Raw genomic sequence first — 23779 nt, forward strand, 5'->3', positions numbered from 1 at the left:
CCCGGCATGATCCAGATCCAGGCCGCCCTCTTCTGGGCGTACGCGATCGGCGCGACGTTCGCGCTCTCGGCCGGGCGGCAGTTGCAGGTGTGGGAGCGGATCAACGCGGGCGAGGGTCCGCGCACCCGCAGCCGCGCCGCCAACCCCTATCTGGCCCTCACCGTGCTCTTCGCGGCGGTGCTGCTCGTCCCGACGGGGCTCTTCCTGCTGTGGCAGAACCCGGCGTGGGCGACGATGCACGTCGCGGAGGGGCACGAGGGGGTGTGGGCGGGGTTCGTGCTGTGCTACGCGGGCGGGATTCCCGTGGCCGCCGCCATCGGGTTCCTCGTGGCGCAGTCACTCGTCCTGGTGGGGGCCGGCTACTGGGCGTATCTCCAGTGCGTCGGCGGGTACTTCCTGCTCTTCGGGACGCTGGTGCACGGCTGGGACGGCCGCGGATACGAGCGGCTCTTCGCGCCCGGCGCTCGGGACTTCGCGCGGTGGCGGCAGGACAGCGTGGTCAACCACGTCCTGGACTTCCTGACGTCCGGCACGTTCCTCGCCCTGCTGGTCTTCGGGGCCGCGGTGATCGGGACGATGCTGCTCACCGAGATCGGCTGGCTGATGGAGGGCTGGTCGCTGCCGGGCGCGGACGAGGACCGCAAGGTGCACCGGTTCCTGGCGATCGCCATCGCGGCGGCCGGGGTCTACGGCCTGCCGTTCACGGGCGCGCTGGTCGCGAGCGTCCTCGTACACCTGGCCGGCGGCTGGATCGGGCTCCCGCTGTTCGCGGTGCTCGCGGGGTTCACGCTGCTGTCCCGGCGGTCGCCGGTGCGGTGGCTGTACGGCCTGGTGGGCGTCCCGGACCGGCACTGGCGGGCGGATCTGGACCAGGAGGGCCACGCGACCGGGGTCACATCAGCCCGGTCTGCGTGACGAGCATCGCGAGCACGACGACGAGCGTCCAGCCGAGCACGTGCTCGAGGATCTTCGGGCCGTCTTCCTTGGGGCCGCCGGTCCGGGTGACCGCGCGGGTCGCGGTGGCGGTGGCTGTGCTCGCAGTCATGGCAACTCTCGGTACGTCGGCCGGCGGCGCTCCCGTGTGACGCGTCGCCCGGCGGTGGACTCCCCCACGGACCCATCCACCATGCCACCGGATTCCGGCGCCGCGGGCGAGAGCTTGGTCACTCGCCGCCGGGCGGGAGGCGCACGCCGGCACAACCGGCACCGGCAGCCGTGCGTCTCACTACGAACGGCGGGGCATCTTCCCGCCGCCCGTCCGCGCAACCATCCGACCGAAAGGTTTCCGATGAGCACGTACCGGACGCCCCGCCGCAGAGCACGGCTCGCCCTCGCGGCCGCCGTCACCGTGACGGCAGCCCTCACAGGAACGGTCTCGCAGGCCGCACCGTCCGCGCCGGGCACCCCGTCCCCCGGCGCGCCCGGCCTGGGCGACCCCATGTTCCCGCTCGACGGGAACGGCGGATACCGCGTCGACCGCTACACCCTCGACTTCGACTGGCAGGCCCCGAAGACCCCGTTCGAGGCGACGACGACGATCCGGGCCACCGCCACCCAGTCGCTGTCCCGCTTCAACCTGGACTTCGGCGGCAACACGCTGCACGCGGTGAAGGTCAACGGCTCGACGGCGGGCACGTCGCGCGACGGCGACGAGCTGACCGTCACACCCAAGTCCCCGATACCCAAGGGCAGTTCCTTCACGGCCAAGGTCAGCTACACCGCCGACCCGACCCAGACGCGGCACCGCGACGACGCCATCGAGGACTACGGCTGGATACCCACGGCCGACGGCACCGTGGTCTATCCGCAGCCGAACGGCGCCCGGCTGATCTTCCCGGCGAACGACCACCCCAGCCAGCGCGCGCCGATCACCTTCCGCATCACCACGCCGAAGGACCGCACGGCCGTCGCGAACGGCAGGCTGGTCGACAAGACCGAGCGCCCCGGCGACCGGGTGCGCTGGACGTACGACTCGGAGCAGCCGCTGTCGACGCAGCTGGTGCAGCTGGCGGTCGGCAGGTTCCAGCTGGTCGACTCCAAGGGGCCGGGCGGCATCCCGCTGCGGGACGTCGTGCCGGACGCCCTGGTCGAGCCGACGGCGGAGTACCGCAAGCTCACTCCGGATCATCTGACGTGGCTTCAGAAGAAACTGGGGCCCTACCCGTTCAACCGCTACGGCCTGCTGGTCGGCGACACGGACCTGGGCGTCGCCCTGGAGACGCAGACGCTCTCCCTCATCCCGAAGGCCGACCTCCTCGGCACGAAGGTCGACGCCGAGCGGAACATGGTGCACGAGCTCACCCACCAGTGGTTCGGCGACAGCGTCGCCCTCAAGAGCTGGTCCGACCTGTGGGTGAGCGAGGGCCACGCGCGCTTCTACGAGCGGATGTACTCCGAGGAGCACGGCGGCGACAGCTTCGAGGCCGCGATGAAGACCGCGTACCAGGCGCATGACCAGTGGCGCCGCGATTTCGGCGCGCCCGCGGAGCCGACCGAGCCGAACCTCTTCAAGCGCATGCGGTACGACGGTTCCGCCCTGGTCCTCTACGCCTTGCGGGAGCAGGTCGGCGACGCGGCGTTCCAGCGGATCGAGCGGGCCTGGGTCAGCGAGTACCGGGGGAAGGCCGCGAGCACCCAGGACTACATCGACCTCGCATCGAAGGTGGCGGGCGAGGACCTCGAAGGGTTCCTGAAGCCGTGGCTCTACGGCGCGAAGACGCCGCCGATGCCGGGGCACCCGGACTGGGTGGTGGATCCGGCCAGGTGACAGGCTCGCGGGTCCGAACAAAAGCGGAAGATCCCGTTCGGCCCCACGGTGCCCTTTCCGTCCTTATGATCACAGTCGATCTCCAGGGGGGAGATCAACTGTGATCGAGGAGGGGACCATGACCGGAGTTTCCAGACGTGCCCTACTGGGCTACTCGGGCAGCGCCGCGGCGGGCGCGGCGCTCGCCGGCACCGGGACGGCGCGGGCGGCGGAGGGCGAGCCGGCCAAGGCCGCCCCGGCGGCCGACGCGGCCCAGGAGTACGACGCCAACGTCCCGAACGGCCAGGAGTTCGGGGGCGATGTCAGCATCGGTGACATCGACGCGATGATGCAGTTCTCGTTCAAGCTCAGGGTCGAGAACGCGCCCGCCGCGAAGCAGATCACCCCGATGGAGATCGTGGACGCGTTCAACGAGATCGCCACGTCCCGCGGGTGGCCTTCGATGACGTTCTACTACGCCACGTCGGCGCCGCTGAACTGAGCGGACGACGAGGGCCCCACCCACCCGCGCCCGGGTGGGTGGGGCCCTGGTCAGACCCGGCTCAGCGGATGCCGACCCCGGCGAGCGCGCTGCGCTGCGCCGCCGAGAGCTTCGTGGGGAAGTACAGGTAGCAGACCCCGCCCGTACCGGAGACGACCTTCCCACTGGCGTTGTACCGCTTAGTTCTGAGCCAAATATTTTCCCACTCCCGCCGCTTGTAGACGCGGCGGACCGCCGTATTCGTCGGCGACGCCGGATCGTTGGCGATCACGTCGCCGTCCGCGGTGAAGCCGATCACCGTCATGAGGTGCCCCGCGGTGCCGTAGCCCGCGCCGGTCAGCTCCTCCTTGAGGAACGACTGGGACGTTATGGCCGGGATCCCCACGGCGATCAGCGACTCCAGCTCGGTGAGCGAGTCGAGGCGCGTGACGACGCCGCGCAGATCCTTGTACGTCGACGCGTACGCCGCGTTGAACGGCCAGTTGCCGCAGCCCGCGTACTGATAGTCGAAGGTGTACCGGGCCGCGTGACAGACCTGCGGGTCCGCGTAGGTGGGGTCGACCCAGGCCAGGTCCTCCGGGGTGGGCTTGCGGCCCCAGTACTCGATGATCATCTGCGAGGAGGTGGGGCTGCACCAGGCCTCGCCTCCGTTGTCGTACTCCGGGTACTGGCCGGCGTGGATCTCCTGCGAATAGCGCGGGACCGTCAGCTCCTTGGCGAGGCCCGGCTTCGACGCGGGCACCGTGAAGCGGTCGGGGACGTCGGACGCCATCGCGCCGAGCCGCCACACCGTGGGCGTCGCGGTGGAGCCCGGCTTGCGGTACAGGGTCAGGCGCAGCCGGTACGAGGCCAGACGCAGGCCCGTCGTGGTGTCGTCGATGGAGAAGGTGTCCGTCCAGATGCTGGACTTGCCGTCGCTCTGGTCGTCGACGGAGGTGCGGCGGATGTCCTTCTCGGCGTCGTCGCCCGAGGTCCAGCGGCCCAGGACGTACGAGGGCGTCTTCGTGCCGTCCGAGTACGTCCCCTGGAGCTCGACCTGGAGCCAGGTGCCCTGGGGCGTGCGGGCGTTCCAGGAGGCGACGAGCTCTGTCGCGGGCACGCTGGAGCGGTGCACGGGCGAGGTCCAGCGGGCGTACTCCCAGGTGGCGGTCCTGCCGGTGTGCGGATCGGCGTAGTCGGTGCGGCCCACGGCCTTGGCGATCTCCACGGCGGGGCGGGTGCCCGCGACGGCACGGGTGCCCTCGGCGGTGCCCGCGCTCCAGTCCGCGTGGCTGGCCCAGAAGCGGTTGTTCACCGGCCGCTTCGCGCGGGGCGCCGCGCCGCCCGCAGCGAGCGCGGTGCCGGCGCCTGCGGCGACGGCGGCCAGTGCGGCGGCTGTGGCGAGGACGGTTCTGCGGGACATGTCATCAGCTCGGTCCATGGCGGGGACCCCCAGTCGACGTGGGTTCCGGAGCAATCCGGAAAGGGCAGGTCAGGTACTCGGCGGTAGGCCAACTATGGCTGCTGCACGCCGACTTCTGCCAGCGCTTCGAAGGCCCCCGCGTCCACCAATATTGGCCTCGACCACTGGCGTGAGCAGGGACGGCACGCGGAGCAGCGCATTCCGCACCCGTACGCTGGATGTGATGACCGCACACGCCACACCCGCACCTGCCACACCGCTGCCCCGTCTCGCCGGGGCCCTGCTGCGGCTGCCGCCCTCCTGCGGCCCTGTCCGGCTCGTCGGCGTCGACGGACACGCGGGCTCGGGCAAGTCGACCTTCGCGCGGCGCCTCGCCGATGCGCTGGGCGGCGCCCCGGTGCTGCGTCTGGACGACATCGCGAGCCACGCGGAGCTGTTCGGCTGGACCGAGCGGCTGCGGCGGCAGGTGCTCGTGCCGCTCTCGCACGGCGAGACGGCGCGCTATGAGCCGTACGACTGGCACGCGCACCGCTTCGGCCCCGAGGTCCGGACGCTGCCGCCGGCGCCCGTGGTGCTCGTCGAGGGGGTGGGCGCGGGGCGCCGCGCGGTGCGCCCGTTCCTCGCGTGCCTGCTGTGGATGGATCTGCCCCGGGACGAGGCATGGGCGCGGGGGCGCGGCCGGGACGGGGCGGAGCAGCGTGACTTCTGGGACGGGTGGGAGCCGGCCGAGCGCCGGCACTTCGCGGATGACCCCTCGCGGCCCTTCGCCCACTCTTTGGTACGACAGTGCCGCGAGGGTTATGAGGTGCTGCCGGGGCCCGATGACACCGCAGCGCACAGCCAAACCGTCACGCACGGTGAGGGACCGTCGGCGGTGCGCTGAACCTCCGGAAGTCCACTTCCACAAGTCCCCAAGAGTTTCCATGAGTGCCCCAACTCCGCTTGACCGAGGGCCCTTACAGGACTTACGTTCTGAATGTGCGGTCCTACGGGGCCGCCCGCAGACGCGAAGCCCCCGGTTGTTCCCCCGTGATCGGGGGCTTCGTTCTGCCCTTCACGCCCGCGTTCCGGGCGCTGCGAGCCGCCATTCGCTCACCCTCGGTGACCATCGGGGCCCACCTCGACGCCACGTCACCCGATCGATCCCGCGCTGCGGCACCCTACGGCCGAGCACTCCCCCGCAGGTACGATGCCTTTCGGTGCGACCTACGGACGGCTGCTCTGCGCACCGAGACAACTCCCGTCCGCAGCACGGCGGTTCAGCGAAGTTGCCGACGGGCACCGGCCTGGCGGTACACAAACGGGGGCACGGTTTGTGGGGGACGTGATGGACTTCGGCACGCAGGGCTCACCCGCCCCGGCCGACCTCGCCTGGATCAGGGGCGTCGACGCCTACACCATGGGCGCCTACCCGCAGGCGGAGGAGGAGTTCCGGGCCGCGGTGCGGATGGATCCGGGGATGGCCGACGGCTGGCTCGGACTGCACGCACTGCGCATCGACACGACGACGGCGCTGCTGCGGATGTTCCAGCACCGGGACCGGTTCGGCGAGCAGCGCACTCGGCACGGGCGCACGCTCAACTCCTGGTACTGGCTGGGCTGGTGGGTACAGCCCGTCCTGGAGAGCACGCGCGATCTGCTGCTCGCCCATGCCTCGCACTGGCTCGACGGACGCCATGTGCCGGAGCTGGACCGGGCGTTGGCGGGGCTGCCGCCGGTGGACGCCGATCCGCAGGTGCGCTTCCTGCACGCCTGCCGGTCCTATCTGGTCAAGGACTGGGAGCAGTTGGTCCGGCACACGGACTCGCTCATCGACGACGCGATGCTGGGCATCGAGGCCGGTCTCTTCGGCGGCATGGCCCGCGTACGCCTGGAGATGTACGGGCAGGCGGAGCCGCTGCTCTCCGCCGCCCTGATGCGCTGCCGCAGCGAGCAGCCGCAGCGCAAGGAGCTGCGCTACTGGCTGGCGCGCGCCCACGAGGGCACAGGACGCTCGGCGGCGGCGCTGCCGCTGTACCGGGCGGTGCACCGGGTGGACCCGGCGTTCATGGACACCTCGGCACGGCTCGCGGCGATCGCCGAGGGCGACGGGTACGACGAGGTCACCGATCTGGCGTCGATCACCCTGGCCGGCTTCGGGCAGGACGCGGTGGACGCCCCGGACGGGGTCGATCCGCTCTTCGGCACGGAGGGCCGTGACCTGAAGGTCACCGAGCCCGAACTGCCGCCCGCCGGCGGCCCGTCAGAGACCGACGCGGTCCGCGAGAAGGCCGTGATCCCGGTCCAGCCGGGGCTCCCGCAGCTGCCGCCCGGACCGACGGACCCGGCGCTCCTGGAGGCGGCCATCGCCGAGCTGGAGGGCATGGTCGGCCTCGAACCGGTCAAGCGTCAGGTGAAGGCGCTGTCCGCACAGCTGAACATGGCGCGGCTGCGGGCGGCACAGGGACTGCCCGTGCAGCCGCCGAAACGACACTTCGTCTTCTCCGGACCCTCGGGCACCGGCAAGACCACCGTGGCCCGCATCCTGGGCCGCGCCTTCTACGCGCTCGGGCTGCTCGGCGGCGACCATCTGGTGGAGGCGCAGCGCGCTGACCTGGTCGGCGAGTATCTGGGCCAGACGGCGGTGAAGGCCAACGAGCTGATCGACTCGGCGATCGGCGGCGTCCTCTTCGTGGACGAGGCGTACTCGCTGTCCAACTCGGGCTACGGCAAGGGCGACGCGTACGGCGACGAGGCGCTGCAGGTCCTGCTCAAGCGCGCCGAGGACAACCGCGACCACCTCGTCGTGATCCTGGCCGGCTACCCGGAGGGCATGGACCGGCTGCTCGCCGCCAACCCCGGCCTGTCGTCACGCTTCACGACGCGGGTCGACTTCCCCTCGTACCGGCCGCTCGAACTCACCGCCATCGGCGAGGTGCTCGCCGCCGAGAACGGCGACGTGTGGGACGAGGAGGCGCTCGACGAGCTGCGCTCCATCAGCGGCCATGTCGTCGATCAGTCCTGGATCGACGAACTGGGCAACGGCAGGTTCCTGCGCACCCTCTACGAGAAGAGCTGCGCCTACCGCGACCTGCGTCTGACGGGCTACCCCGGCCGGCCCAGCCGTGACGACTTGTCGACACTGCGCCTGCCGGACCTCATGCAGGCGTACGGAGAGGTGCTCTCGGGCCGCGGGCCGCACGATCCACCGAGGATGTGAGGCGGCCCGCGGCCCGGCTCAGCCGACGAGCGCGCCGCCGCGGGTCTCCTGCGGGGTGCGGGGCACCGCGACCCGGTGCGCCGGGTCCCGGACCTCGCCGACCAGGAGTTCCAGGACGTCCTCCAGGGCGACCAGGCCGAGCACCTTGCCGGACGCGTCGGCGACCTGCGCCAGATGCGTGGCGGCGCGGCGCATCACCGTCAGCGCGTCGTCCAGCGGGAGTTCGGCCCGCAGCGTCGTCATCGGGCGCCAGACCTGCTGCGGAACGGCGCGGTCCGTCTCCGCTCCGTCGGTCAGGTCCAGTACGTCCTTCACGTGCAGATAGCCCATGAAGGCGCCGTTCTCCGCGCACACCGGGAAACGGGAGTAGCCGGTGCGCCCGGTCAGCTCGATGACCTGGCTCGGCGTGACCGACGCGCCCACGGTGACCAGGGAGGCCCGGTCGAGCAGGACGTCCGTCACCGGGCGCGAGCCCAGCTCCAGGGCGTCCTCCAGGCGCTCCTGCTCCTCGGGCTCGAGCAGCCCGGCCTGGCCGGAGTCACCGACGAGCCGGTTGAGCTGCTCGCTGGTGAAGACCGCCTCGACCTCGTCCTTGGGCTCGACCCTGAAGAGCTTCAGCACGACGCGTGCGCAGGCCCCGAGCGCCACCGTGACCGGCCGGCACAGCCGGGCGAAGGCGACGAGGCCGGGGCTGAACCAGAGCGCGGTCTTCTCCGGGGCCGCCATCGCCAGGTTCTTCGGGACCATCTCGCCGATCACGAGGTGGAGGAAGACCACCAGGGCGAGCGCGATGGCGTACCCGAGCGGATGGATCATCCCCTCGGGGATGTGCGCCGCCGCGAAGACGGGCTCCAGGAGATGCGCGACGGTCGGCTCGGCGACCGCGCCGAGCGTCAGCGAGCAGACAGTGATGCCGAACTGGGCGGCCGCCATCATCTGCGGCAGATGCTCGAGGCCGTACAGGACCTGGCGGGACCGCTTGGTCCCCAGCGGCTCGATCTGGCTGCGCCGCACGGAGACGAGCGCGAACTCGGCCCCCACGAAGAAGCCGTTGGCGAGCACGAGGAGCAGGGCGAACAGGAGTTGGAGCACGCTCATCGGGCGGCCTCCGCCACAGTCAGGGCACCGGCGGCCTCCGTGGCACCACCGGTCCGTACGAGACGCACCCGCTCCGCGCGGTAGTGGTCGACCTGGCGCACCGCGAGCCGCCAGCCCGGCAGTTCGGCCCGGTCGCCCGGGGCGGGGATGCGGCCGAGCAGGTCGGCGACGAGCCCGGCGACCGTCTCGTAGGGCCCCTCGGGCACGTCGAGCCCTATCCGCTGGAGCGTGTCGACCCGGCAGCTGCCGTCGGCGTCCCAGGCGGGGCGGCCGTCCTCGGCCGGTGCCGCGGCGAGTTCGGGCAGATCGTGCAGGTCGTGCTCATCACGGACCTCGCCGACGAGCTCCTCGACGATGTCCTCCAGGGTGACCACACCGGCCGTACCGCCGTACTCGTCGACGACGACGGCTATCGGCTGCTCGCTGCGCAGCTGCTCCAGGAGCTGCTGCACGGGCAGCGTCTCCGGGACCAGGAGCGGCGCCTGGGCGATCCGGCTCACCGGGGTCCGCAGCCGGTCGTGCGCCGGGACCGCGAGGGCGTCCTTGAGGTGCACCATGCCGACGATCTCGTCGATCCGCTCGCGGTAGACCGGGAACCGGGACAGGCCCGTGGCCCGGGTCAGGTTCACCACGTCCTCGGCGGTCGCCGACGTCTGCAGCGCGCCGACCTTCACCCGCGGCGTCATCACGTGCTGCGCGGTCAGCTCCGCCAGCGAGAGGGTCCGCACGAACAGGTCGGCGGTGTCCTGCTCCAGCGCACCGGCCTGCGCCGAGTGCCTGGCCAGGGAGACCAGTTCGCCGGGGGTGCGGGCCGAGGCCAGCTCGTCGGCGGGCTCCACGCCGAACAGCCGCACCAGACGGTTGGCCACGGCGTTCAGGAGCGCGATCACCGGGCGGAAGAGCCGCGCGAAGACATGCTGCGGGCCCGCCACGAAGCGGGCGACCTGCAGCGGCCTGGAGACGGCCCAGTTCTTCGGGACGAGCTCGCCGATCACCATCTGCACGGCGGACGCGAGCAGCATGCCGACCACTACGGAGACACCCGGTACGGCGCCTTCCGGAAGGCCGGTCGCGGTGAACGGACCGGCGAACAGCTGGGCCAGCGCCGGTTCGGCGAGCATGCCCACCACCAGCGAGGTGATGGTGATGCCGAGCTGGGTGCCGGAGAGCTGGAAGGACAGCTCCTTGAGGGATTCGACGACCGTACGGGCCCGTCGGTCGCCGTCGGCCGCGGCCTGCTCCGCGTCCGGGCGCTCGACGGTGACGAGCCCGAACTCGGCGGCCACGAAGAAGCCGTTGGCGAGAATCAGCAGAAATGCCGCCCCGAGAAGCAGCAGGGAGGTGGTCATGCCGCCGCCTCCCTGGTGAGACCGGTCCCGGTATGTCGGGAGGGGGCGGCGCACGTACTACAGGACGAACCGTCCATCGCCGGAGGGAGTCACTCCTCGGGTAGCAGGAGCCCCTGGGGGCCGGGCGGGCCCGTCAGGGGCGGGGCGGCACACCGGGCGTGCCCCGCCACCAGATTAATCAAGACCGGGGCCGGGACGTCAGTCCCCGAGGGCCGCGCGGGCGTCGGCGAGGGCGCGCAGCGCACGGGCGTCGCTGATGGCCCGCTGCTTGGCGATGCCCGGCTGGATGCCCATGACGGGCAGGCTGGTGCCGTCGCTGAGGTTGAGGAAGACCCAGGGGTCGCCGGGGCGGAGGTTCACCTGGATGATCTCGGCCCAGTCGAGCCGCCTGCTGGTGGCGATGTTGACGACGCGTACGCCGGTCTCGTCGGCCACCACCTTGGGCCTGCTCAGCAGCATGAGCACGCCGAAGAGCAGCGCCCCCACGAAGACGAAGCTGGTCCGCTCCCCGGTGCTGAGGTTCGGGATGAGCAGGGCGATCACCGTGAGGACCACGAAGATCGTGGCGCCCGCGGTGAGCAGGACGGCCCTGGTCCTGCCCGGCCGGAAGGTGACGGGCAGAGCGGGAAGATCCGGGCGATCGGTGTGATCGGTCTGATTGGTCACGGCTGCTGTCTCCTGCCGGTCGTCAGAGGCGGCAGGCGTGGATGGCCGTGGTCAGGATGGCCCGCGCGCCGAGGGCGTACAGGTCGTCCATCACCCGCTGGGCCTCCTTGGCGGGGACCATGGAGCGGACGGCGACCCAGCCCTCGTTGTGCAGCGGCGAGATGGTCGGCGACTCCAGGCCCGGCGTGAGGGCCACGGCGCGCTCCAGGTGCTCGGCGCGGCAGTCGTAGTCCATCATCACGTACGACCTGGCGACCAGGACGCCCTGGAGGCGGCGCAGGAACTGCTGCACCTTCGGGTCGTCGCCGTCCGCGCCGGTGCGCCGGATGACGACCGCCTCGGACTTCATGATCGGCTCGCCGAAGACCTCCAGGCCCGCGTTCCGCAGCGAGGTGCCGGTCTCCACGACGTCCGCGATGACCTGGGCGACGCCCAGCTCGATGGCGGTCTCGACGGCGCCGTCCAGGTGCACCACGGAGGCGGTGACGCCGTGGTCCGCGAGGTGCTTGGCGACGATGCCCTCGTACGAGGTCGCGACCGTCTTGCCCGTGAGGTCCTTGATGTCGTCGGCCGTGCCCGGCTTCGCGGCGAACCGGAAGGTGGAGCGGGCGAAGCCGAGCGGCAGGATCGTCTCGGCGTCGGCGCCGGAGTCGACCAGGAGGTCCTGGCCGGTGATGCCGATGTCGAGGCGGCCGGTCGCGACGTAGATCGCGATGTCCTTGGGGCGCAGGTAGAAGAACTCGACCTCGTTCTCGGGGTCGACGAGGACGAGCTCCTTGGACTCCTTGCGCTGCTGGTATCCGGCCTCATGGAGCATCGCCGACGCAGGTCCGGACAGTGAACCCTTGTTGGGGACGGCGATGCGCAGCATGAGGCGGGATTCCTTTGCGTTAAGGCGTTAAGGGGAGTTGGGTTCGGCCGGGCGTACGGCTCAGAGGTGGGCGTACACGTCGTCGAGCGAGATGCCGCGGGCGACCATCATCACCTGCACGTGGTACAGGAGCTGCGAGATCTCCTCGGCGGCGGCTTCCTTGCCCTCGTGCTCGGCGGCCATCCAGACTTCGGCGGCCTCCTCGACGACCTTCTTGCCGATGGCATGGACGCCCTTGTCGACCAGCTCGGCGGTGCGGGAGGTTGCGGGGTCGCCGTTGGCGGCCTTGTGCTGGAGCTCGGCGAAGAGCTCCTCGAAAGTCTTCTTGGACATGATGTCGCTTACTTTACGCGGCTCCTCGCCCCCGCTCACCGCCAGGGTTCGGAGATCGTACGCAGCGTGGTCGCGGTGGCGACGGCGGCGGTGACCGCTTCGTGCCCCTTGTCCTCGCGGGAGCCCTCGATGCCCGCGCGGTCCAGGGCCTGCTCCTCGGTGTCACAGGTCAGCACGCCGAAGCCGACGGGTACGCCGGTGTCGATGCTGACCTGGGTCAGACCCTGGGTGACGCCCTGGCACACGTACTCGAAGTGCGGGGTGCCGCCGCGGATGACGACGCCGAGCGCCACGATCGCGTCGTAGCCGCGGCCGGCGAGGACCTTGGCGACGACGGGCAGCTCGAAGCTGCCGGGGACCCGCAGGACGGTCGGCTCGTCGATGCCCAGCTCGTGCAGGGCGCGCAGGGCGCCGTCGACGAGGCCGTCCATGACCTTCTCGTGCCACTGGGCGGCGATCACCGCGACCCGCAGGTCGCCGCAGTTCTTCACGCTCAGTTCGGGTGCACCCTTGCCGCTCACGCGCTTCTCCTTGTGTTCGTACGTCGTAGTCGTAGGGGGGTCGTCGGTGTGCTTACTGGATTGCCATGGGACTACTTGGTTGCCGCAGGGCTACTGGTTGCCGCAGGCCGACACCTCGGGGGTGTCGAGCCAGGGCAGGTCGTGCCCCATCCGGTCCCGCTTGGTGCGCAGGTAGCGGAGGTTGTGCTCGCCCGCCTGGACCGCCATGGGCTCGCGTGCGGTGACCTTCAGGCCGTGCCGGACGACCGCGTCGGTCTTGTCGGGGTTGTTCGTCATCAGGCGCAGGCTGCGCACGCCGAGGTCGTCGAGGATCCGGGCGCCCGCTCCGTAGTCCCTGGCGTCGGCGGGCAGGCCGAGTTCCAGGTTGGCGTCCAGGGTGTCGCTGCCGCGCTCCTGGAGTTCGTACGCGCGGAGCTTGGAGACCAGGCCGATGCCGCGCCCCTCGTGGCCGCGGAGGTAGACCACCACGCCGCGTCCCTCCTCCGTGACGCGCCGCATGGACGCGTCCAGCTGGGGGCCGCAGTCACAGCGCAGCGAGTGGAAGACGTCGCCGGTGAGGCACTCGGAGTGGATGCGGACCAGGACGTCGTCGCCGTCGCCGATCTCTCCGTGGACGAGGGCGACGTGCTCGACGCCGTCGACGGTGGAGCGGTAGCCGTACGCCGTGAAGTCGCCGAAGGCGGTGGGCAGCCGGACCTCGGCCTCGCGGCGGACGGTCGGCTCGGCGGAGCGGCGGTAGGCGATCAGGTCCTCGATGGAGATGATCGTCAGGCCGTGCTTGCGGGCGAAGGGGATCAGCTCCGGGAGGCGGAGCATCGTGCCGTCCTCGCCGGCGATCTCCACGATCGCGCCTGCCGGGCGCAGGCCCGCGAGCCGGGCCAGGTCGACGGCGGCCTCCGTGTGGCCGTTGCGGGCCAGGACACCGCCGGACTTGGCGCGCAGCGGGAAGATGTGGCCGGGGCGCACGAAGTCGGCGGGCTCGAAGGTGCCCGCGGCGAGCATCTGGAGCGTGGTGGCGCGGTCGGCGGCCGAGATGCCGGTGGTGACGCCGTGCGCGCCGCTCGCGTCGACGGAGACGGTGAAGGCCGTCCGCATCGACTCGGTGTTGTTCTCGACCATCTGCGGGAGCCGCAGGCGGTCCAGCTCCTCGCCCTCCATGGGGGCGCAGATCAGGCCGCGGCACTCGCTCATCATGAAGGCGACGATCTCGGGGGTCGCCTTCTCCGCGGCGATGACGAGGTCGCCCTCGTTCTCGCGGTCCTCGTCGTCGACGACCACGACGGGCCGCCCGGCGGCGATGTCGCGGATGGCCGCCTCCACCGGGTCGAGGGCCAGGTCCGGTGCGTCTTCCTCGTGACCGGTGCTGTACCAAACAGGTGCCGCGCTCATGCCGGGGCTCCTTCCATGACGGGCTGCGAGGTCGCGGTGCGCGACCGCAGCCACCAGTCGCGCATGCCCCACAGGACGAGGGCGAGGTAGATGACGTACACGAGGCCGGAGAAGGCGAGGCCGCTGCTGAACGCGAGCGGCACGCCGACCACGTCGACGAGCAGCCAGGCGAACCAGAACTCGACGAGACCACGGGCCTGGGCGACCATCGCGGCGAGCGTGCCGACGAAGATGTAGGCGTCCGGCCACGGGTTCCAGGACAGGTCCGGTACGGCGGAGAACAGGGCGCCGACGGCGACCGTGCCGACCGCCGTGCCGCCGACGAGCACCCCGCGCTCCTTCCAGGTGGCGAACCGGATGGCGATGGAGCCGTCCTGCGCCTGCTGCCTGCCCTGCGTCCACTGCCGCCAGCCCCACAGGGCCACGGCGATGACGAGGAGCTGCTTGCCGACGCCGCCGGAGAGCTGCGCGGAGGCGTACGCGGCGACGAGGATGAGGCCGGACAGGAACTGGGCGGGCCAGGTCCATATGGAGCGCCGCCAGCCGAGCGCGAGGGCGATCAGGCCGATGGTGTTGCCGACCATGTCGGACCAGATGACGTGCTGCCCGAAGGCCGTGAAGGCTTCGGAGTTGAGCCAGTTCACTGTGTGGCCTCCTGGGCGGAAGAGCGGGCGGTGACGCGGTCGCCGAGCATCCGCTCGACGTACTTCGCGATGACGTCCACCTCGAGGTTGACCGGGTCGCCGGGCTGCTTGATGCCGAGCGTGGTCAGCGCGAGGGTGGTGGGGATGAGGCTGATCGTGAAGTAGTCGGGCCCGGCGTCGACGACGGTCAGGCTGACGCCGTCCACCGTGATCGAGCCCTTCTCCACCACGTAGCGGGAGAGGTCCGCGGGGAGCGAGACCTTGACGATCTCCCAGTTCTCGGAGGGCTTGCGCTCGACGACGGTGCCGACAGCGTCAACGTGTCCCTGCACGATGTGCCCGCCGAGGCGGTCGCCCACGGCCGTCGGCCGCTCCAGGTTGACCCGCGAGCCGACCGCGAGCGCCCCGAGGCTGGAGCGGTTCAGCGTCTCCGCCATCACGTCGGCGGTGAACTCGTCGCCCTCGTGCTCCACGACCGTCAGACAGACGCCGTTGACCGCGATGGAGTCACCGTGCTTCGCGCCGTCGGTGACGACGGGGCCGCGGAGGCGGAAGCGCGAGGCGTCGGCCAGCTTCTCGACGGCGGTGATCTCGCCCAGCTCTTCGACGATTCCGGTGAACACTCAGTGCTCCTTCGCTGCAAGGGTGGCGGTGATGCGCAGGTCGGGACCCATGGGGACGGTCTCGCTCATGTCGAGGCGCAACGCTTCGGTGATGGTCGTGATTCCGCCGCCGGTCAGGGCGGCGGGGCCCGCGCCGAGCAGGGCGGGGGCGAGATAGGCGACGACGCGGTCGACGGCTCCGGCGGCGACGAAGGCCCCGGCGAGCGTCGGCCCGCCTTCGAGGAGGACGGAGCGCACCCCGCGCGCGTGGAGCTCGGCGAGGAGGGTCGGAATGTCCAACCCGCCCTCCGCGCGGGGGAGTCGGACCGTGTCGTCCGCTTCGTACGCAGGTGTGGTGTCGTCGGCGACGGCGATCAGGGTGGGTGCCGCGTCGTCCAGGACGCGGGCGCCCGGGGTGACGGCGGTGCCGTTCGTGTCGACGACGACGCGCAGCGGCTGGACGGCGCCTTCGATGCCGCGCACGGCGAGGTGCGGGTCGTCGGAGCGCTGGGTGCCGGAGCCGACCACGACCGCGTCGCACTCGGCGCGCAGCCGGTGGACGTCGGCGCGGGACTCGGCGGAGGTGATCCAGCGGCTGGTGCCGTCGGCGGCGGCGATGCGGCCGTCGAACGTCGCGGCGTACTTCCAGGTGACGTGCGGACGGCCGAGCCGTACGGAGGTCAGCCAGGCGGCGTTCCCGGCCGCTGCCTCGTCCTCCAGGAGGCCCGACTCCACCTCGACCCCGGCCGTACCCAGCCGCTGTGCGCCGCCGGTCGCGGTGGGGGTCGGGTCGCCGACCGCGTAGACGACGCGGGCGATGCCGGCGTCGATGAGCGCCTGGGCGCAGGGGCCGGTGCGTCCGGTGTGGTTGCAGGGTTCGAGGGTGACCAGGGCGGTGGCGCCGCGGGCCCGCTCTCCGGCCGCCCGCAGGGCGTGCACCTCGGCGTGCGGGCCACCCGCGCGCTGGTGGTAGCCCTCGCCGACGGTCTCTCCGGAGGCGTCGATGATGACGCAGCCGACGACCGGGTTGGGGCTGGTGGAGCCGAGTCCGCGCGCGGCCAGCGTGATGGCGCGGCGCATGGCTGCACGCTCATGCTCGTTCGCTGCGGCTGCGGTGGCGGCCACCGGGTCCTCCTGCCTCATGGGGCACGGACTCCGGGGCCTGTCGATGACGACAGAATGTACGGACTGCGACACCGGGTACGCCGACGGATCGAGACCTCTCCCTTGAAGCCCCCGGAAATCCGGGAAACCCAAGAGCAAGCCACTACGACGACGTGCACGAATGCCCGCCCGCCGCGCACTGCCTCCCATCCGGACTTTCACCGTCGGTCCAGGAATTTCACCTGGTCAACCGGTCGCTGGAGGCGATCGGGTCGCGGACTATAACCGCCGGTTCGGAATTACACCGACCCCGGAGTGCGCTGCTTTTGGTACGGGACCAGTCTGCCACGCCTGATCGACGCCCATACGGGCGAACCCCTGTGGGCTGGCTCACAACAGTCCGTCGTACCCCCGTGACCGGTGGTGACGCGCCCTTTGGCACGCTGAGCGCGTGACGACCGCAGCACTTGCCGACGAGTTCGAGGCCCATCGGCCGCGCATGTTCTCCCTCGCCTACCGCATGCTCGGCTCCGCCCAGGAGGCGGAGGACGCCGTCCAGGACGCGTATCTGCGCTGGAGCGGCGCGCGCCGCGCGGACATCGGGCAGCCCGCGGCCTGGCTGGCCAAGGTCGTCACCAACCTCTGTCTGAACCGGCTGACGTCGGCGCGGGCGCGGCGCGAGGAGTACGTGGGCCCCTGGCTCCCGGAGCCGGTGATCACGTCGGGCGGCGCGCTCGGCCCCCTGGAGTCGGCGGAGCAGCGGGACGCGGTGTCGATGGCGCTGCTCATCCTCCTGGAGCGGCTCACTCCGGTGGAGCGGGCGGTGTTCGTGCTGCGGGAGGCGTTCGCGTACAGCCACCGGGAGATCGCCGGTGTGCTCGACATCGGCGAGGCCAACTGCCGTCAGCTGTACCGCAGGGCGGCTCGGTCCGTGGCCGGGGAGCGGGCGCGGTTCGAGGCGGCGGCCGAGCGGCGCGAGGAGTTCGTCGCGTCGTTCATCGCGGCGGCCCGCGAGGGTGATCTGGCGGGCCTGGAGAAGGTGCTCGCGGCGGATGTGACGTGGTGGGGCGACGGCGGCGGCAAGGTCACCGCCGCGCGCAGGCCGATCGTGGGGCGCGAGAAGGTGCTGCGCTTCCTGGTGGGCGGGATGCGGAAGTTCGCGTACGCGATGGATCTCTCGTACGCCGAGGTCAACGGCGCCCCGGCGGTCGTCGCGCGGCTCGACGGGGCCGTGGTGGGCGCCGCGGCGTTCGAGTTCCGCGACGGCCGGGTCAGTGTCGTGCGGGTGGTGGTCAACCCGGACAAGCTGGGCTTTGTGGCCGGGCAGCTCGGGGCTTCCTGACGGCGGTGTCACATTCCCGGCCGCTGTCCGGTTCTCAGCTGGTGACGGACGCCGCGGCGGCGTCCCGGACAGCGAAGGAGCCTTGCGATGACCACGATTCTGGTGACCGGCGGCACGGGAACCCTCGGCCGCCCGGTGGTCGAACGACTGCGGGCGCAGGGCCATGACGTACGCGTCCTGAGCCGTGGTTCCCAGGAGTACCCCGTCGATCTGCGCGAGGGCACGGGTCTGGACACGGCGATGGCGGGCGCGGACGTGGTGGTGCACTGCGCGAGCACGCCGCGCGGGGGCGACGAGCAGGCCGCGGGGCATCTGATCGAGGCGGCGCGGCGGGCTCAGGTCGCGCATCTCGTCTACATCTCGATCGTGGGCGTGGACCGGGTGCCGCTCGCCTACTACAAGGCGAAGCTCGCCGTGGAGCGGCTGGTCGAGGAGTCGGGGCTCGGCTGGACGGTGCTGCGGACCACGCAGTTCCACGATCTGGTCCTGAACATCCTGCGGAGTTCGGCGAGGTTCCCGGTGATGCCGGTGCTCTCGGGCATCAGCGATCAGCCGATCGAGGTCGGTGAAGTGGCCGAGCGCCTGGCCGAGTTGGCGGTGGCGCCGCCTGCCGGGCGGGTCGCGGACATGGGCGGTCCCGAGGTGCGTACGTTCGCCGAGCTGGCCCGCGCCTATCTGCGGGCGAGCGGCAAGCGGCGTCCGCTGGTGCCGCTGCGGCTCGCGGGCAAGACGTACCGGGCAGCGCGAGCGGGCGGCCATCTGGCGCCGGAACAGGCCGTGGGGAAGGGCACGTTCGAGGAGTTCCTGGCGGGACGGTCCGGCGGACGCGGGTGACCGGCCGGTCGGGGTGGTGATCGCCCCGTGCCGGCTCCGATGTCTCAGCGTGCGGGGCCGAACAGCTCCTCCTGCGCCGACTCCCTGGCCGCGAGCAGCGCGCCCCGCAGCACCGCCGAGCCGCCGAGGGTGCTCGCCCTGACCTCCGTGTGCAGCGGGGACATCGCGGTGACGCGGTCCATGACACGGGCAGCGAGCGCGCCGCCGCCGGCGCGGCCCAGTTCGCCGCCGAGGACGACGCAGCCGGGGTCGAGGATCGCGGCCATCGCGGCGGCGCCGACGGCGATGCGGTCGGCGGCGGCGTCGAGATAGCCGCCGTGGCCGGTGTCGACGGCGCGGCGCAGTACGTCGGCGGCGCTCGCGCCCGGCTCCAGGAGCCCGTGGTCGGCGCCGAGTCGGCGCAGCGCCGCCGCGCAGGCCAGCGAGTGGAAGCCGCCGTCGCAGCCGGTGGCGGACGGCAGCGAGGAGGTGCCGGGCACCGGCAGGAAGCCGATCTCGCCGGTGCCTCCGGAGGCGCCGCGGCGCAGCGTCCCGTCCAGGACGACGGCGGCGCCGACGCCCTCGCCGAGCCAGAGCAGGACGAAGGTGTCGCGGTCGCGCGCGGCGCCCTCGCGCTGTTCGGCGCGGGCGGCGAGGTTGGTCTCGTTCTCCACGAGGACGCGGGCCGGCAGCCGCTCCTGGAGGGCTCCGGCCAGGCGCCGGTGCCAGGCGGGCAGCGAGGTGGTGTCGCGCAGTTCGCCGGAGGCGGGGTCGATCAGGCCGGGCGCGCCGATGCCGACGGTGTGCAGCCGCTTGGCGCCGCCCGCGAGCGCGGTCCGCTCGACGAGGGCGACGGCCTGCTCGACGGCGGGCTCGGTGCCGGTGTCGCCGCCGATGGGCAGCGAGTCCTCGGCGAGCACGGCGCCCAGCAGGTCGGTGACCACCACGGAGAGCCCGCCGGTGCGTACGTCGAGGGCGGCGAGGTGCGCCCGGTCGGCGACGATCCCGTAGAGCCGGGCGTTGGGGCCCCGGCGCCGCGCGCCCGCCTCCCCCACCACGGCGATCAGCCCGGAGCCCTGGAGCCGCTCGACGAGATCGGCGACGGACGGCCGGGACAGGCCGGTCAGTTCCTTCAACTGGTTGGCCGTCAGCGGCCCTTCGCGCTGCAGGAGCCCCAGGGCGAGCCGGTCGTTGATGGCCCGGGCGGTGCTCGGTGATGCGGGCATGCCGGGGATCCTTCCATAAGGCTTCTATTTATCAGGCAGGGTTCCTGATAGTTTACGTCGCCGTGTGGGACGGCAGGAGCGGGGCAGCACCCTGGGAGGGGCGGAGCATCAATGGCTGAAGTGGTCTACGACATGCGCCAGTTGAAGCGGGCACGGTACGCCGTGGCCGCCGTCTTCTGTGTGCACGGCGCCGTCACGGGCTCCTTCGCGACCCGTGTCCCCTGGATCCAGGATCACGCCGACCTCAGCGCGGGCCTCCTCGGCCTCGCCCTGGCCTTCCCCGCGATCGGCGCCTCCGTGGCCATGCCACTGGCCGGCTGGGTCAGCCACCGCTTCGGCGCCCGCACGGCGCTGCGCGGTCTGCTCGCCCTGTGGACGATGGCGCTGATCCTGCCCTCGCTCGCGCCGAACCTGCTCACGCTCTGTCTGGCCCTGTTCGTGTACGGCGCCACGGCGGGCATGTCGGACGTCGCGATGAACGCCCTGGGCGTCGAGGTCGAGACCCGGATGAAGAAGTCGATCATGTCGGGTCTGCACGGCATGTGGAGCGTCGGCGCCCTGATCGGCTCCGCGGCGGGCACGGTCGCCGCCCACCTCGGCTCGGACGCCCGGCTGCACCACGCGCTCGCCGCCGTGACGCTCACCGTGATCGGCCTGATCGCCTGCCAGGGCGTGCTCGATCTGCAGGCGGCGCCCGAGGAGGAGGCGCCCCCGCGCTTCTCGCTGCCGCCCAAGTCGGCGCTCCTGATCGGCGCGGTCGGCTTCTGCGCGGTCTTCGCGGAGGGCGCGAGCCTGGACTGGTCGGCGGTCTATCTGCGGGACGTCCTCGGCAGCTCGGCCGGGCTCGCCGCGGCCTGCACCACCGGCTTCACGCTCACCATGGCGATCGCGCGGCTCGCGGGCGACGCGGTGGTGGACCGGTTCGGGGCGGTGCGGACGGTGCGCGTGGGCGGGGTGGGCGCCGCGCTCGGCGGCGTGCTGGTCGTGGCGGCGCCGCATCCGGCGATGGCCATGTGCGGCTTCGCGCTGATGGGGCTCGGCATCGCGGTCGTGGTGCCGCTCGCCTTCGCCGCGGCCGGGCGCAGCGGCCCGAACCCCAGCCAGGCCATCGCGGGCGTCGCGACCATCACGTACACATCGGGTCTGATCGCCCCGTCGGCGATCGGCACGCTCGCCGACGTGACGAGCCTGGTCGTCTCCTTCGGCCTGGTCACGGTCCTCGCGTGCGGGCTCGCGGTGTTCGCGGGCGTGCTGCGCACGGACGGCCGCGAGGCGACCCCGGCCGCGCCCGCGGACACGCCGGCCGGGAAACCGTGATCCTTACGCCGGATTAACATTGCGCTGACTCATTCAGGTCTTGACAACAGGTCGGGCGCACAAGAAGGCGGAACAGAACCATGGATCTCGGCGTGCGCTGGAGACTGCACGGCGACGGGCGCACCCCGGCGCCCGGAGCCGTCGTCCGACCCGACGAGCGGCTCTCCTGGCCACGGACCTTCGGGCTCGGCGCCCAGCACGTGGTGGCCATGTTCGGCGCGTCCTTCGTGGCGCCCGTCCTGATGGGCCTCGACCCCAACCTGGCGATCATGATGTCGGGCGTCGCGACCGTCATCTTCCTGCTCGCCACGCGCGGCCGGGTCCCCAGCTACCTGGGCTGTTCGCTCTCCTTCGTGGGCGTGGCCGCGGTCATCCGGGCACAGGGCGGCTCGTCCGCGACCGTCACCGGCGCGGTCTTCGTGGTCGGCGCCGCGCTGTTCCTGGTGGGCCTGGCCGTCCAGAAGTTCGGGGCGCGGATCATCCACGCCGCGATGCCGCCGATCGTCACCGGCGCCGTCGTCATGCTGATCGGCTTCAACCTGGCGCCGGTCACCGCCTCCACGTACTGGCCGCAGGACCAGTGGACGGCGCTCTGCGTGATGCTGTTCACCGGTTTGGCCGTGGTGTGCCTGCGCGGATTCTGGTCACGCGTGGCGATCTTCCTGGGCCTGATCTTCGGGTACGCCCTGTCCTGGGCCCTTGACCTGGTCTTCGGCAAGATCCACTCGGCGGACGGCTCGGGCAAGGTCGTCGACCACTGGCGCCTGGACCTCTCGGCCGTCGGCAACGCGGACTGGATCGGCCTGCCGACCTTCCACGCCCCCAGCTTCGAGTGGTCCGCGATCCTGGTCGCGCTGCCCGTCGTGATCGCTCTGGTCGCCGAGAACGCTGGCCACGTCAAGGCGGTCGGCGAGATGACCGGCGACTCCCTGGACGACAAGCTCGGCACCGCGATCTCCGCCGACGGCGCCGCGTCCATGCTCTCCACGGCGGTCGGCGGCCCGCCCAACACGACGTACTCCGAGAACATCGGCGTGATGGCCGCGACCCGCGTCTACTCGACGGCCGCGTACTGGGCTGCGGCCTGCTTCGCGCTGCTCTTCGGCCTCTGCCCCAAGTTCGGCGCGGTCGTCGCGGCGATCCCCGGCGGCGTCCTCGGCGGCATCACCGTCATCCTGTACGGCATGATCGGCCTGCTCGGCGCCCAGATCTGGATCAACGCCAAGGTCGATCTGCGCAATCCGCTGAACCTGGTCCCGGCCGCCGCGGGCATCATCATCGGCGTCGGCGGCGTCTCCCTGAAGATCACCGACAACTTCGAGCTGAGCGGCATCGCGCTCGGCACGATCGTCGTCATCACCGGCTACCACGTGCTGCGCGCGTTCGCGCCGCCACACCTCAAGACGCAGGAGCCGTTGCTCGATTCGGGCACTTCCACGTACGACGACGAAGAGCGGGAAGAGGGCGGCGCCGACGGCGCTCAGCCGCGCGCCAGGTCGTAGGCGTGCCTCAGCCGCGCGCCAGGTCATAGGCGTACCCGGGCGTGAACGTCCCCGGCTCGCCCTTGCAGCCGTCGGACTCGCCCGGCAGCTTGATCCACAGATAGGCGTCGATGCGGGCCTCGCCGGTGCGCAGCGTCGGGCTCTGCCCGAGCTTGCGACCGGCGGGGTCGCACCATTCGCCGTCGGCGGGGGCGCCGTTGCCGTTGCGGCTGGTGTCGATGACGGCACCCAGGCCCGCCGGGCCGCCGAGCGCGGAGAGCACCCGGCGGGCGTAGGCGGCCTCGTCGGCGGTGCGGTGGAAGTTCGAGACGTTGGTGAAGATGCCGTCGGACGACGCGGCCGATGCGGCGCCCGCCGCGCGCAGCCGTCCGGCCTGCTTCGTCGCCGCGTTCCAGCCCGAGTGCCCGGCGTCGTAGTAGACGCGGGCCTTGGGGTTGGCGGCCTTGAGGGTGCGGCCCGCGCGGGCCAGTGAGGCGTACCGGTCGGCCCGTTCGCCCGCCGAGAGGCATTCGGAGAGCGCGATCGCGTCCGGTTCCAGGATCACGATGACCTCGCCGGAGCCGAGGCCCGCGGCGAACTTCTGGATCCACGCGTCGTACGCCCCCAGGTCCGGCGCCCCGCCCTCCGAGGCGCCCCCGCAGTCGCGGTCCGGTATCGCGTACGGCACGACGACGGGCACCCGGCTCCCGGCCCCCGACGTCACGGCCCGCACCCGCGAAGTGACGGTCTGCGGCGTGTAGTCGGCGAACCAGACGGCGGCGGGCCGGTCGGCGATCCTCGACTCGATGAGCGGGCGGCGGGGGTCGCTCCGGTTGGCCCTGACCCAGTCGAGCACCTGTGAATCGCCGTACCGGTAGAGGGAGTTGGCCTCAGGGGCGGCGCTGCTCGGCTTCGGCCGCTTCGACGATGACTTCGGGTCCGGCTTCGGTTTCGGCTTCGGCTTGGCGGAGGACTTGGCCGGGGACGGCTCCGCCTCGGACGTCGACACGGACGGCGTCGGGACGGCGGGCAGCGGCTCCAGGGTCGGCGACCCGGTCACCTCGGGGCGCGCCTGCGCCTTGCCGCGCCCCTCGTCGAGCGCGGACACCATGCCCGCGACGGTGCCGACGGCGGCCACCACGGAAGCCGCCGCGACCATCACCCCATGGCGGGC

The 23779-nt window shown here is 71.8% G+C and carries 23 protein-coding genes and 1 riboswitch; of the genes, 9 read left to right on the top strand and 14 right to left on the bottom strand.

Annotation, left to right across the window (positions count from 1 at the left end; all coding sequences use genetic code 11):
• Positions 1-6 precede the first annotated feature (6 nt).
• A complete protein-coding gene (locus tag ACIBKX_RS38730) occupies positions 7-915 on the top strand; it encodes a hypothetical protein (protein ID WP_363275473.1) in 909 nt (302 codons plus the stop codon).
• Here ACIBKX_RS38730 and ACIBKX_RS38735 read toward each other — a convergent pair.
• Positions 893-1045 (bottom strand): SCO1431 family membrane protein, encoded by a 153-nt coding sequence (locus tag ACIBKX_RS38735; protein WP_363275474.1) that lies wholly within the window; start codon positions 1043-1045, stop codon positions 893-895. The genes ACIBKX_RS38730 and ACIBKX_RS38735 overlap by 23 nt on opposite strands.
• A gap of 243 nt (positions 1046-1288) precedes the next feature.
• On the opposite strand from ACIBKX_RS38735, the gene ACIBKX_RS38740 reads away from it, so the two are divergent.
• Positions 1289-2767: a M1 family metallopeptidase gene (locus ACIBKX_RS38740; protein ID WP_363275475.1), complete on the top strand. Its 1479-nt coding sequence runs from the start codon at positions 1289-1291 to the stop codon at positions 2765-2767.
• A gap of 118 nt (positions 2768-2885) precedes the next feature.
• A complete protein-coding gene (locus tag ACIBKX_RS38745) occupies positions 2886-3248 on the top strand; it encodes a hypothetical protein (protein WP_363275476.1) in 363 nt (120 codons plus the stop codon).
• 61 nt (positions 3249-3309) lie between these two features.
• Here ACIBKX_RS38745 and ACIBKX_RS38750 read toward each other — a convergent pair whose 3' ends face one another.
• Positions 3310-4668 (bottom strand): peptidase C39 family protein, encoded by a 1359-nt coding sequence (locus ACIBKX_RS38750; protein ID WP_363275477.1) that lies wholly within the window; start codon positions 4666-4668, stop codon positions 3310-3312.
• Between the two features lie 205 nt (positions 4669-4873).
• On the opposite strand from ACIBKX_RS38750, the gene ACIBKX_RS38755 reads away from it, so the two are divergent.
• Positions 4874-5533: a hypothetical protein gene (locus tag ACIBKX_RS38755; RefSeq protein ID WP_363275478.1), complete on the top strand. Its 660-nt coding sequence runs from the start codon at positions 4874-4876 to the stop codon at positions 5531-5533.
• 444 nt (positions 5534-5977) lie between these two features.
• The gene (locus tag ACIBKX_RS38760) at positions 5978-7849 is read left to right on the top strand and encodes an AAA family ATPase (RefSeq protein ID WP_363275479.1); all 1872 of its coding nucleotides are present in this window, start codon (positions 5978-5980) and stop codon (positions 7847-7849) included.
• 18 nt (positions 7850-7867) lie between these two features.
• Here ACIBKX_RS38760 and ACIBKX_RS38765 read toward each other — a convergent pair whose 3' ends face one another.
• The 10 genes from ACIBKX_RS38765 to ribD form a co-directional block, all read right to left on the bottom strand.
• Positions 7868-8947: a hemolysin family protein gene (locus ACIBKX_RS38765; protein ID WP_363275481.1), complete on the bottom strand. Its 1080-nt coding sequence runs from the start codon at positions 8945-8947 to the stop codon at positions 7868-7870.
• The gene (locus ACIBKX_RS38770; RefSeq protein WP_363275482.1) at positions 8944-10296 is read right to left on the bottom strand and encodes a hemolysin family protein; all 1353 of its coding nucleotides are present in this window, start codon (positions 10294-10296) and stop codon (positions 8944-8946) included. The genes ACIBKX_RS38765 and ACIBKX_RS38770 overlap by 4 nt, the downstream gene beginning before the upstream one ends.
• A 198-nt stretch (positions 10297-10494) precedes the next feature.
• Positions 10495-10962 (bottom strand): PH domain-containing protein, encoded by a 468-nt coding sequence (locus tag ACIBKX_RS38775; protein ID WP_363275484.1) that lies wholly within the window; start codon positions 10960-10962, stop codon positions 10495-10497.
• A gap of 22 nt (positions 10963-10984) precedes the next feature.
• The gene (gene hisG / locus ACIBKX_RS38780) at positions 10985-11833 is read right to left on the bottom strand and encodes an ATP phosphoribosyltransferase (protein ID WP_363275485.1); all 849 of its coding nucleotides are present in this window, start codon (positions 11831-11833) and stop codon (positions 10985-10987) included.
• Positions 11834-11893: 60 nt separating this feature from the next.
• Positions 11894-12166 carry a phosphoribosyl-ATP diphosphatase gene (locus tag ACIBKX_RS38785; RefSeq protein ID WP_135330016.1) on the bottom strand — a complete coding sequence of 91 codons (273 nt, stop codon included), beginning with the start codon at positions 12164-12166 and terminating at the stop codon, positions 11894-11896.
• Positions 12167-12201: 35 nt separating this feature from the next.
• Entirely contained in the window at positions 12202-12687 is a 486-nt protein-coding gene (gene ribH, locus ACIBKX_RS38790; protein ID WP_160503731.1) for a 6,7-dimethyl-8-ribityllumazine synthase, read from the bottom strand.
• A gap of 90 nt (positions 12688-12777) precedes the next feature.
• A complete protein-coding gene (locus ACIBKX_RS38795; protein ID WP_363275486.1) occupies positions 12778-14076 on the bottom strand; it encodes a bifunctional 3,4-dihydroxy-2-butanone-4-phosphate synthase/GTP cyclohydrolase II in 1299 nt (432 codons plus the stop codon).
• Complete coding sequence (locus tag ACIBKX_RS38800) at positions 14073-14660, bottom strand: nicotinamide mononucleotide transporter family protein (RefSeq protein ID WP_363275533.1); 588 nt, start codon at positions 14658-14660, stop codon at positions 14073-14075. Before ACIBKX_RS38800 ends, ACIBKX_RS38795 begins: the two co-directional genes overlap by 4 nt.
• A gap of 56 nt (positions 14661-14716) precedes the next feature.
• Positions 14717-15343: a riboflavin synthase gene (locus tag ACIBKX_RS38805; protein WP_363275487.1), complete on the bottom strand. Its 627-nt coding sequence runs from the start codon at positions 15341-15343 to the stop codon at positions 14717-14719.
• The gene (gene ribD, locus ACIBKX_RS38810; protein WP_363275488.1) at positions 15344-16465 is read right to left on the bottom strand and encodes a bifunctional diaminohydroxyphosphoribosylaminopyrimidine deaminase/5-amino-6-(5-phosphoribosylamino)uracil reductase RibD; all 1122 of its coding nucleotides are present in this window, start codon (positions 16463-16465) and stop codon (positions 15344-15346) included.
• A gap of 153 nt (positions 16466-16618) precedes the next feature.
• Positions 16619-16749, bottom strand: a riboswitch (FMN riboswitch).
• 128 nt (positions 16750-16877) lie between these two features.
• Between ribD and ACIBKX_RS38815 the strand changes: the two genes are divergently transcribed.
• Positions 16878-17768, top strand: a complete 891-nt coding sequence (locus ACIBKX_RS38815; RefSeq protein ID WP_363275489.1) for an RNA polymerase sigma-70 factor — start codon at positions 16878-16880, stop codon at positions 17766-17768.
• Positions 17769-17855: 87 nt separating this feature from the next.
• Positions 17856-18602: an NAD(P)H-binding protein gene (locus ACIBKX_RS38820; protein ID WP_363275490.1), complete on the top strand. Its 747-nt coding sequence runs from the start codon at positions 17856-17858 to the stop codon at positions 18600-18602.
• A gap of 44 nt (positions 18603-18646) precedes the next feature.
• Here ACIBKX_RS38820 and ACIBKX_RS38825 read toward each other — a convergent pair whose 3' ends face one another.
• Entirely contained in the window at positions 18647-19807 is a 1161-nt protein-coding gene (locus ACIBKX_RS38825) for an ROK family transcriptional regulator (RefSeq protein ID WP_363275491.1), read from the bottom strand.
• Positions 19808-19918: 111 nt separating this feature from the next.
• Here ACIBKX_RS38825 and ACIBKX_RS38830 point away from each other — a divergent pair, with 111 nt between their 5' ends.
• Together ACIBKX_RS38830 and ACIBKX_RS38835 are read left to right on the top strand one after the other, a co-directional pair.
• Positions 19919-21124 carry an MFS transporter gene (locus ACIBKX_RS38830; protein WP_363275492.1) on the top strand — a complete coding sequence of 402 codons (1206 nt, stop codon included), beginning with the start codon at positions 19919-19921 and terminating at the stop codon, positions 21122-21124.
• 80 nt (positions 21125-21204) lie between these two features.
• Entirely contained in the window at positions 21205-22626 is a 1422-nt protein-coding gene (locus tag ACIBKX_RS38835) for a solute carrier family 23 protein (RefSeq protein WP_363275493.1), read from the top strand.
• Between the two features lie 7 nt (positions 22627-22633).
• Here ACIBKX_RS38835 and ACIBKX_RS38840 read toward each other — a convergent pair whose 3' ends face one another.
• Entirely contained in the window at positions 22634-23764 is a 1131-nt protein-coding gene (locus ACIBKX_RS38840) for a glycoside hydrolase family 6 protein (protein WP_363275534.1), read from the bottom strand.
• Positions 23765-23779: the final 15 nt, after the last annotated feature.

The sequence above is a fragment of the Streptomyces sp. NPDC050658 genome, from assembly GCF_044457025.1.
Lineage (GTDB): Bacteria > Actinomycetota > Actinomycetes > Streptomycetales > Streptomycetaceae > Streptomyces.

Bases quoted from the DNA above. Each gene is read 5' to 3' on its own strand.
- ACIBKX_RS38730 (WP_363275473.1), top strand. From the start codon at position 7: ATGATCCAGATCCAGGCCGCCCTCTTCTGGGCGTACGCGATCGGCGCG.
- ACIBKX_RS38735 (WP_363275474.1), bottom strand. From the start codon at position 1,045: ATGACTGCGAGCACAGCCACCGCCACCGCGACCCGCGCGGTCACCCGG.
- ACIBKX_RS38740 (WP_363275475.1), top strand. From the start codon at position 1,289: ATGAGCACGTACCGGACGCCCCGCCGCAGAGCACGGCTCGCCCTCGCG.
- ACIBKX_RS38745 (WP_363275476.1), top strand. From the start codon at position 2,886: ATGACCGGAGTTTCCAGACGTGCCCTACTGGGCTACTCGGGCAGCGCC.
- ACIBKX_RS38750 (WP_363275477.1), bottom strand. From the start codon at position 4,668: ATGGACCGAGCTGATGACATGTCCCGCAGAACCGTCCTCGCCACAGCC.
- ACIBKX_RS38755 (WP_363275478.1), top strand. From the start codon at position 4,874: ATGACCGCACACGCCACACCCGCACCTGCCACACCGCTGCCCCGTCTC.
- ACIBKX_RS38760 (WP_363275479.1), top strand. From the start codon at position 5,978: ATGGACTTCGGCACGCAGGGCTCACCCGCCCCGGCCGACCTCGCCTGG.
- ACIBKX_RS38765 (WP_363275481.1), bottom strand. From the start codon at position 8,947: ATGAGCGTGCTCCAACTCCTGTTCGCCCTGCTCCTCGTGCTCGCCAAC.
- ACIBKX_RS38770 (WP_363275482.1), bottom strand. From the start codon at position 10,296: ATGACCACCTCCCTGCTGCTTCTCGGGGCGGCATTTCTGCTGATTCTC.
- hisG (WP_363275485.1), bottom strand. From the start codon at position 11,833: ATGCTGCGCATCGCCGTCCCCAACAAGGGTTCACTGTCCGGACCTGCG.
- ACIBKX_RS38785 (WP_135330016.1), bottom strand. From the start codon at position 12,166: ATGTCCAAGAAGACTTTCGAGGAGCTCTTCGCCGAGCTCCAGCACAAG.
- ACIBKX_RS38795 (WP_363275486.1), bottom strand. From the start codon at position 14,076: ATGAGCGCGGCACCTGTTTGGTACAGCACCGGTCACGAGGAAGACGCA.
- ACIBKX_RS38800 (WP_363275533.1), bottom strand. From the start codon at position 14,660: ATGGTCGGCAACACCATCGGCCTGATCGCCCTCGCGCTCGGCTGGCGG.
- ribD (WP_363275488.1), bottom strand. From the start codon at position 16,465: ATGAGGCAGGAGGACCCGGTGGCCGCCACCGCAGCCGCAGCGAACGAG.
- ACIBKX_RS38820 (WP_363275490.1), top strand. From the start codon at position 17,856: ATGACCACGATTCTGGTGACCGGCGGCACGGGAACCCTCGGCCGCCCG.
- ACIBKX_RS38825 (WP_363275491.1), bottom strand. From the start codon at position 19,807: ATGCCCGCATCACCGAGCACCGCCCGGGCCATCAACGACCGGCTCGCC.
- ACIBKX_RS38830 (WP_363275492.1), top strand. From the start codon at position 19,919: ATGGCTGAAGTGGTCTACGACATGCGCCAGTTGAAGCGGGCACGGTAC.
- ACIBKX_RS38835 (WP_363275493.1), top strand. From the start codon at position 21,205: ATGGATCTCGGCGTGCGCTGGAGACTGCACGGCGACGGGCGCACCCCG.
- ACIBKX_RS38840 (WP_363275534.1), bottom strand. From the start codon at position 23,764: ATGGTCGCGGCGGCTTCCGTGGTGGCCGCCGTCGGCACCGTCGCGGGC.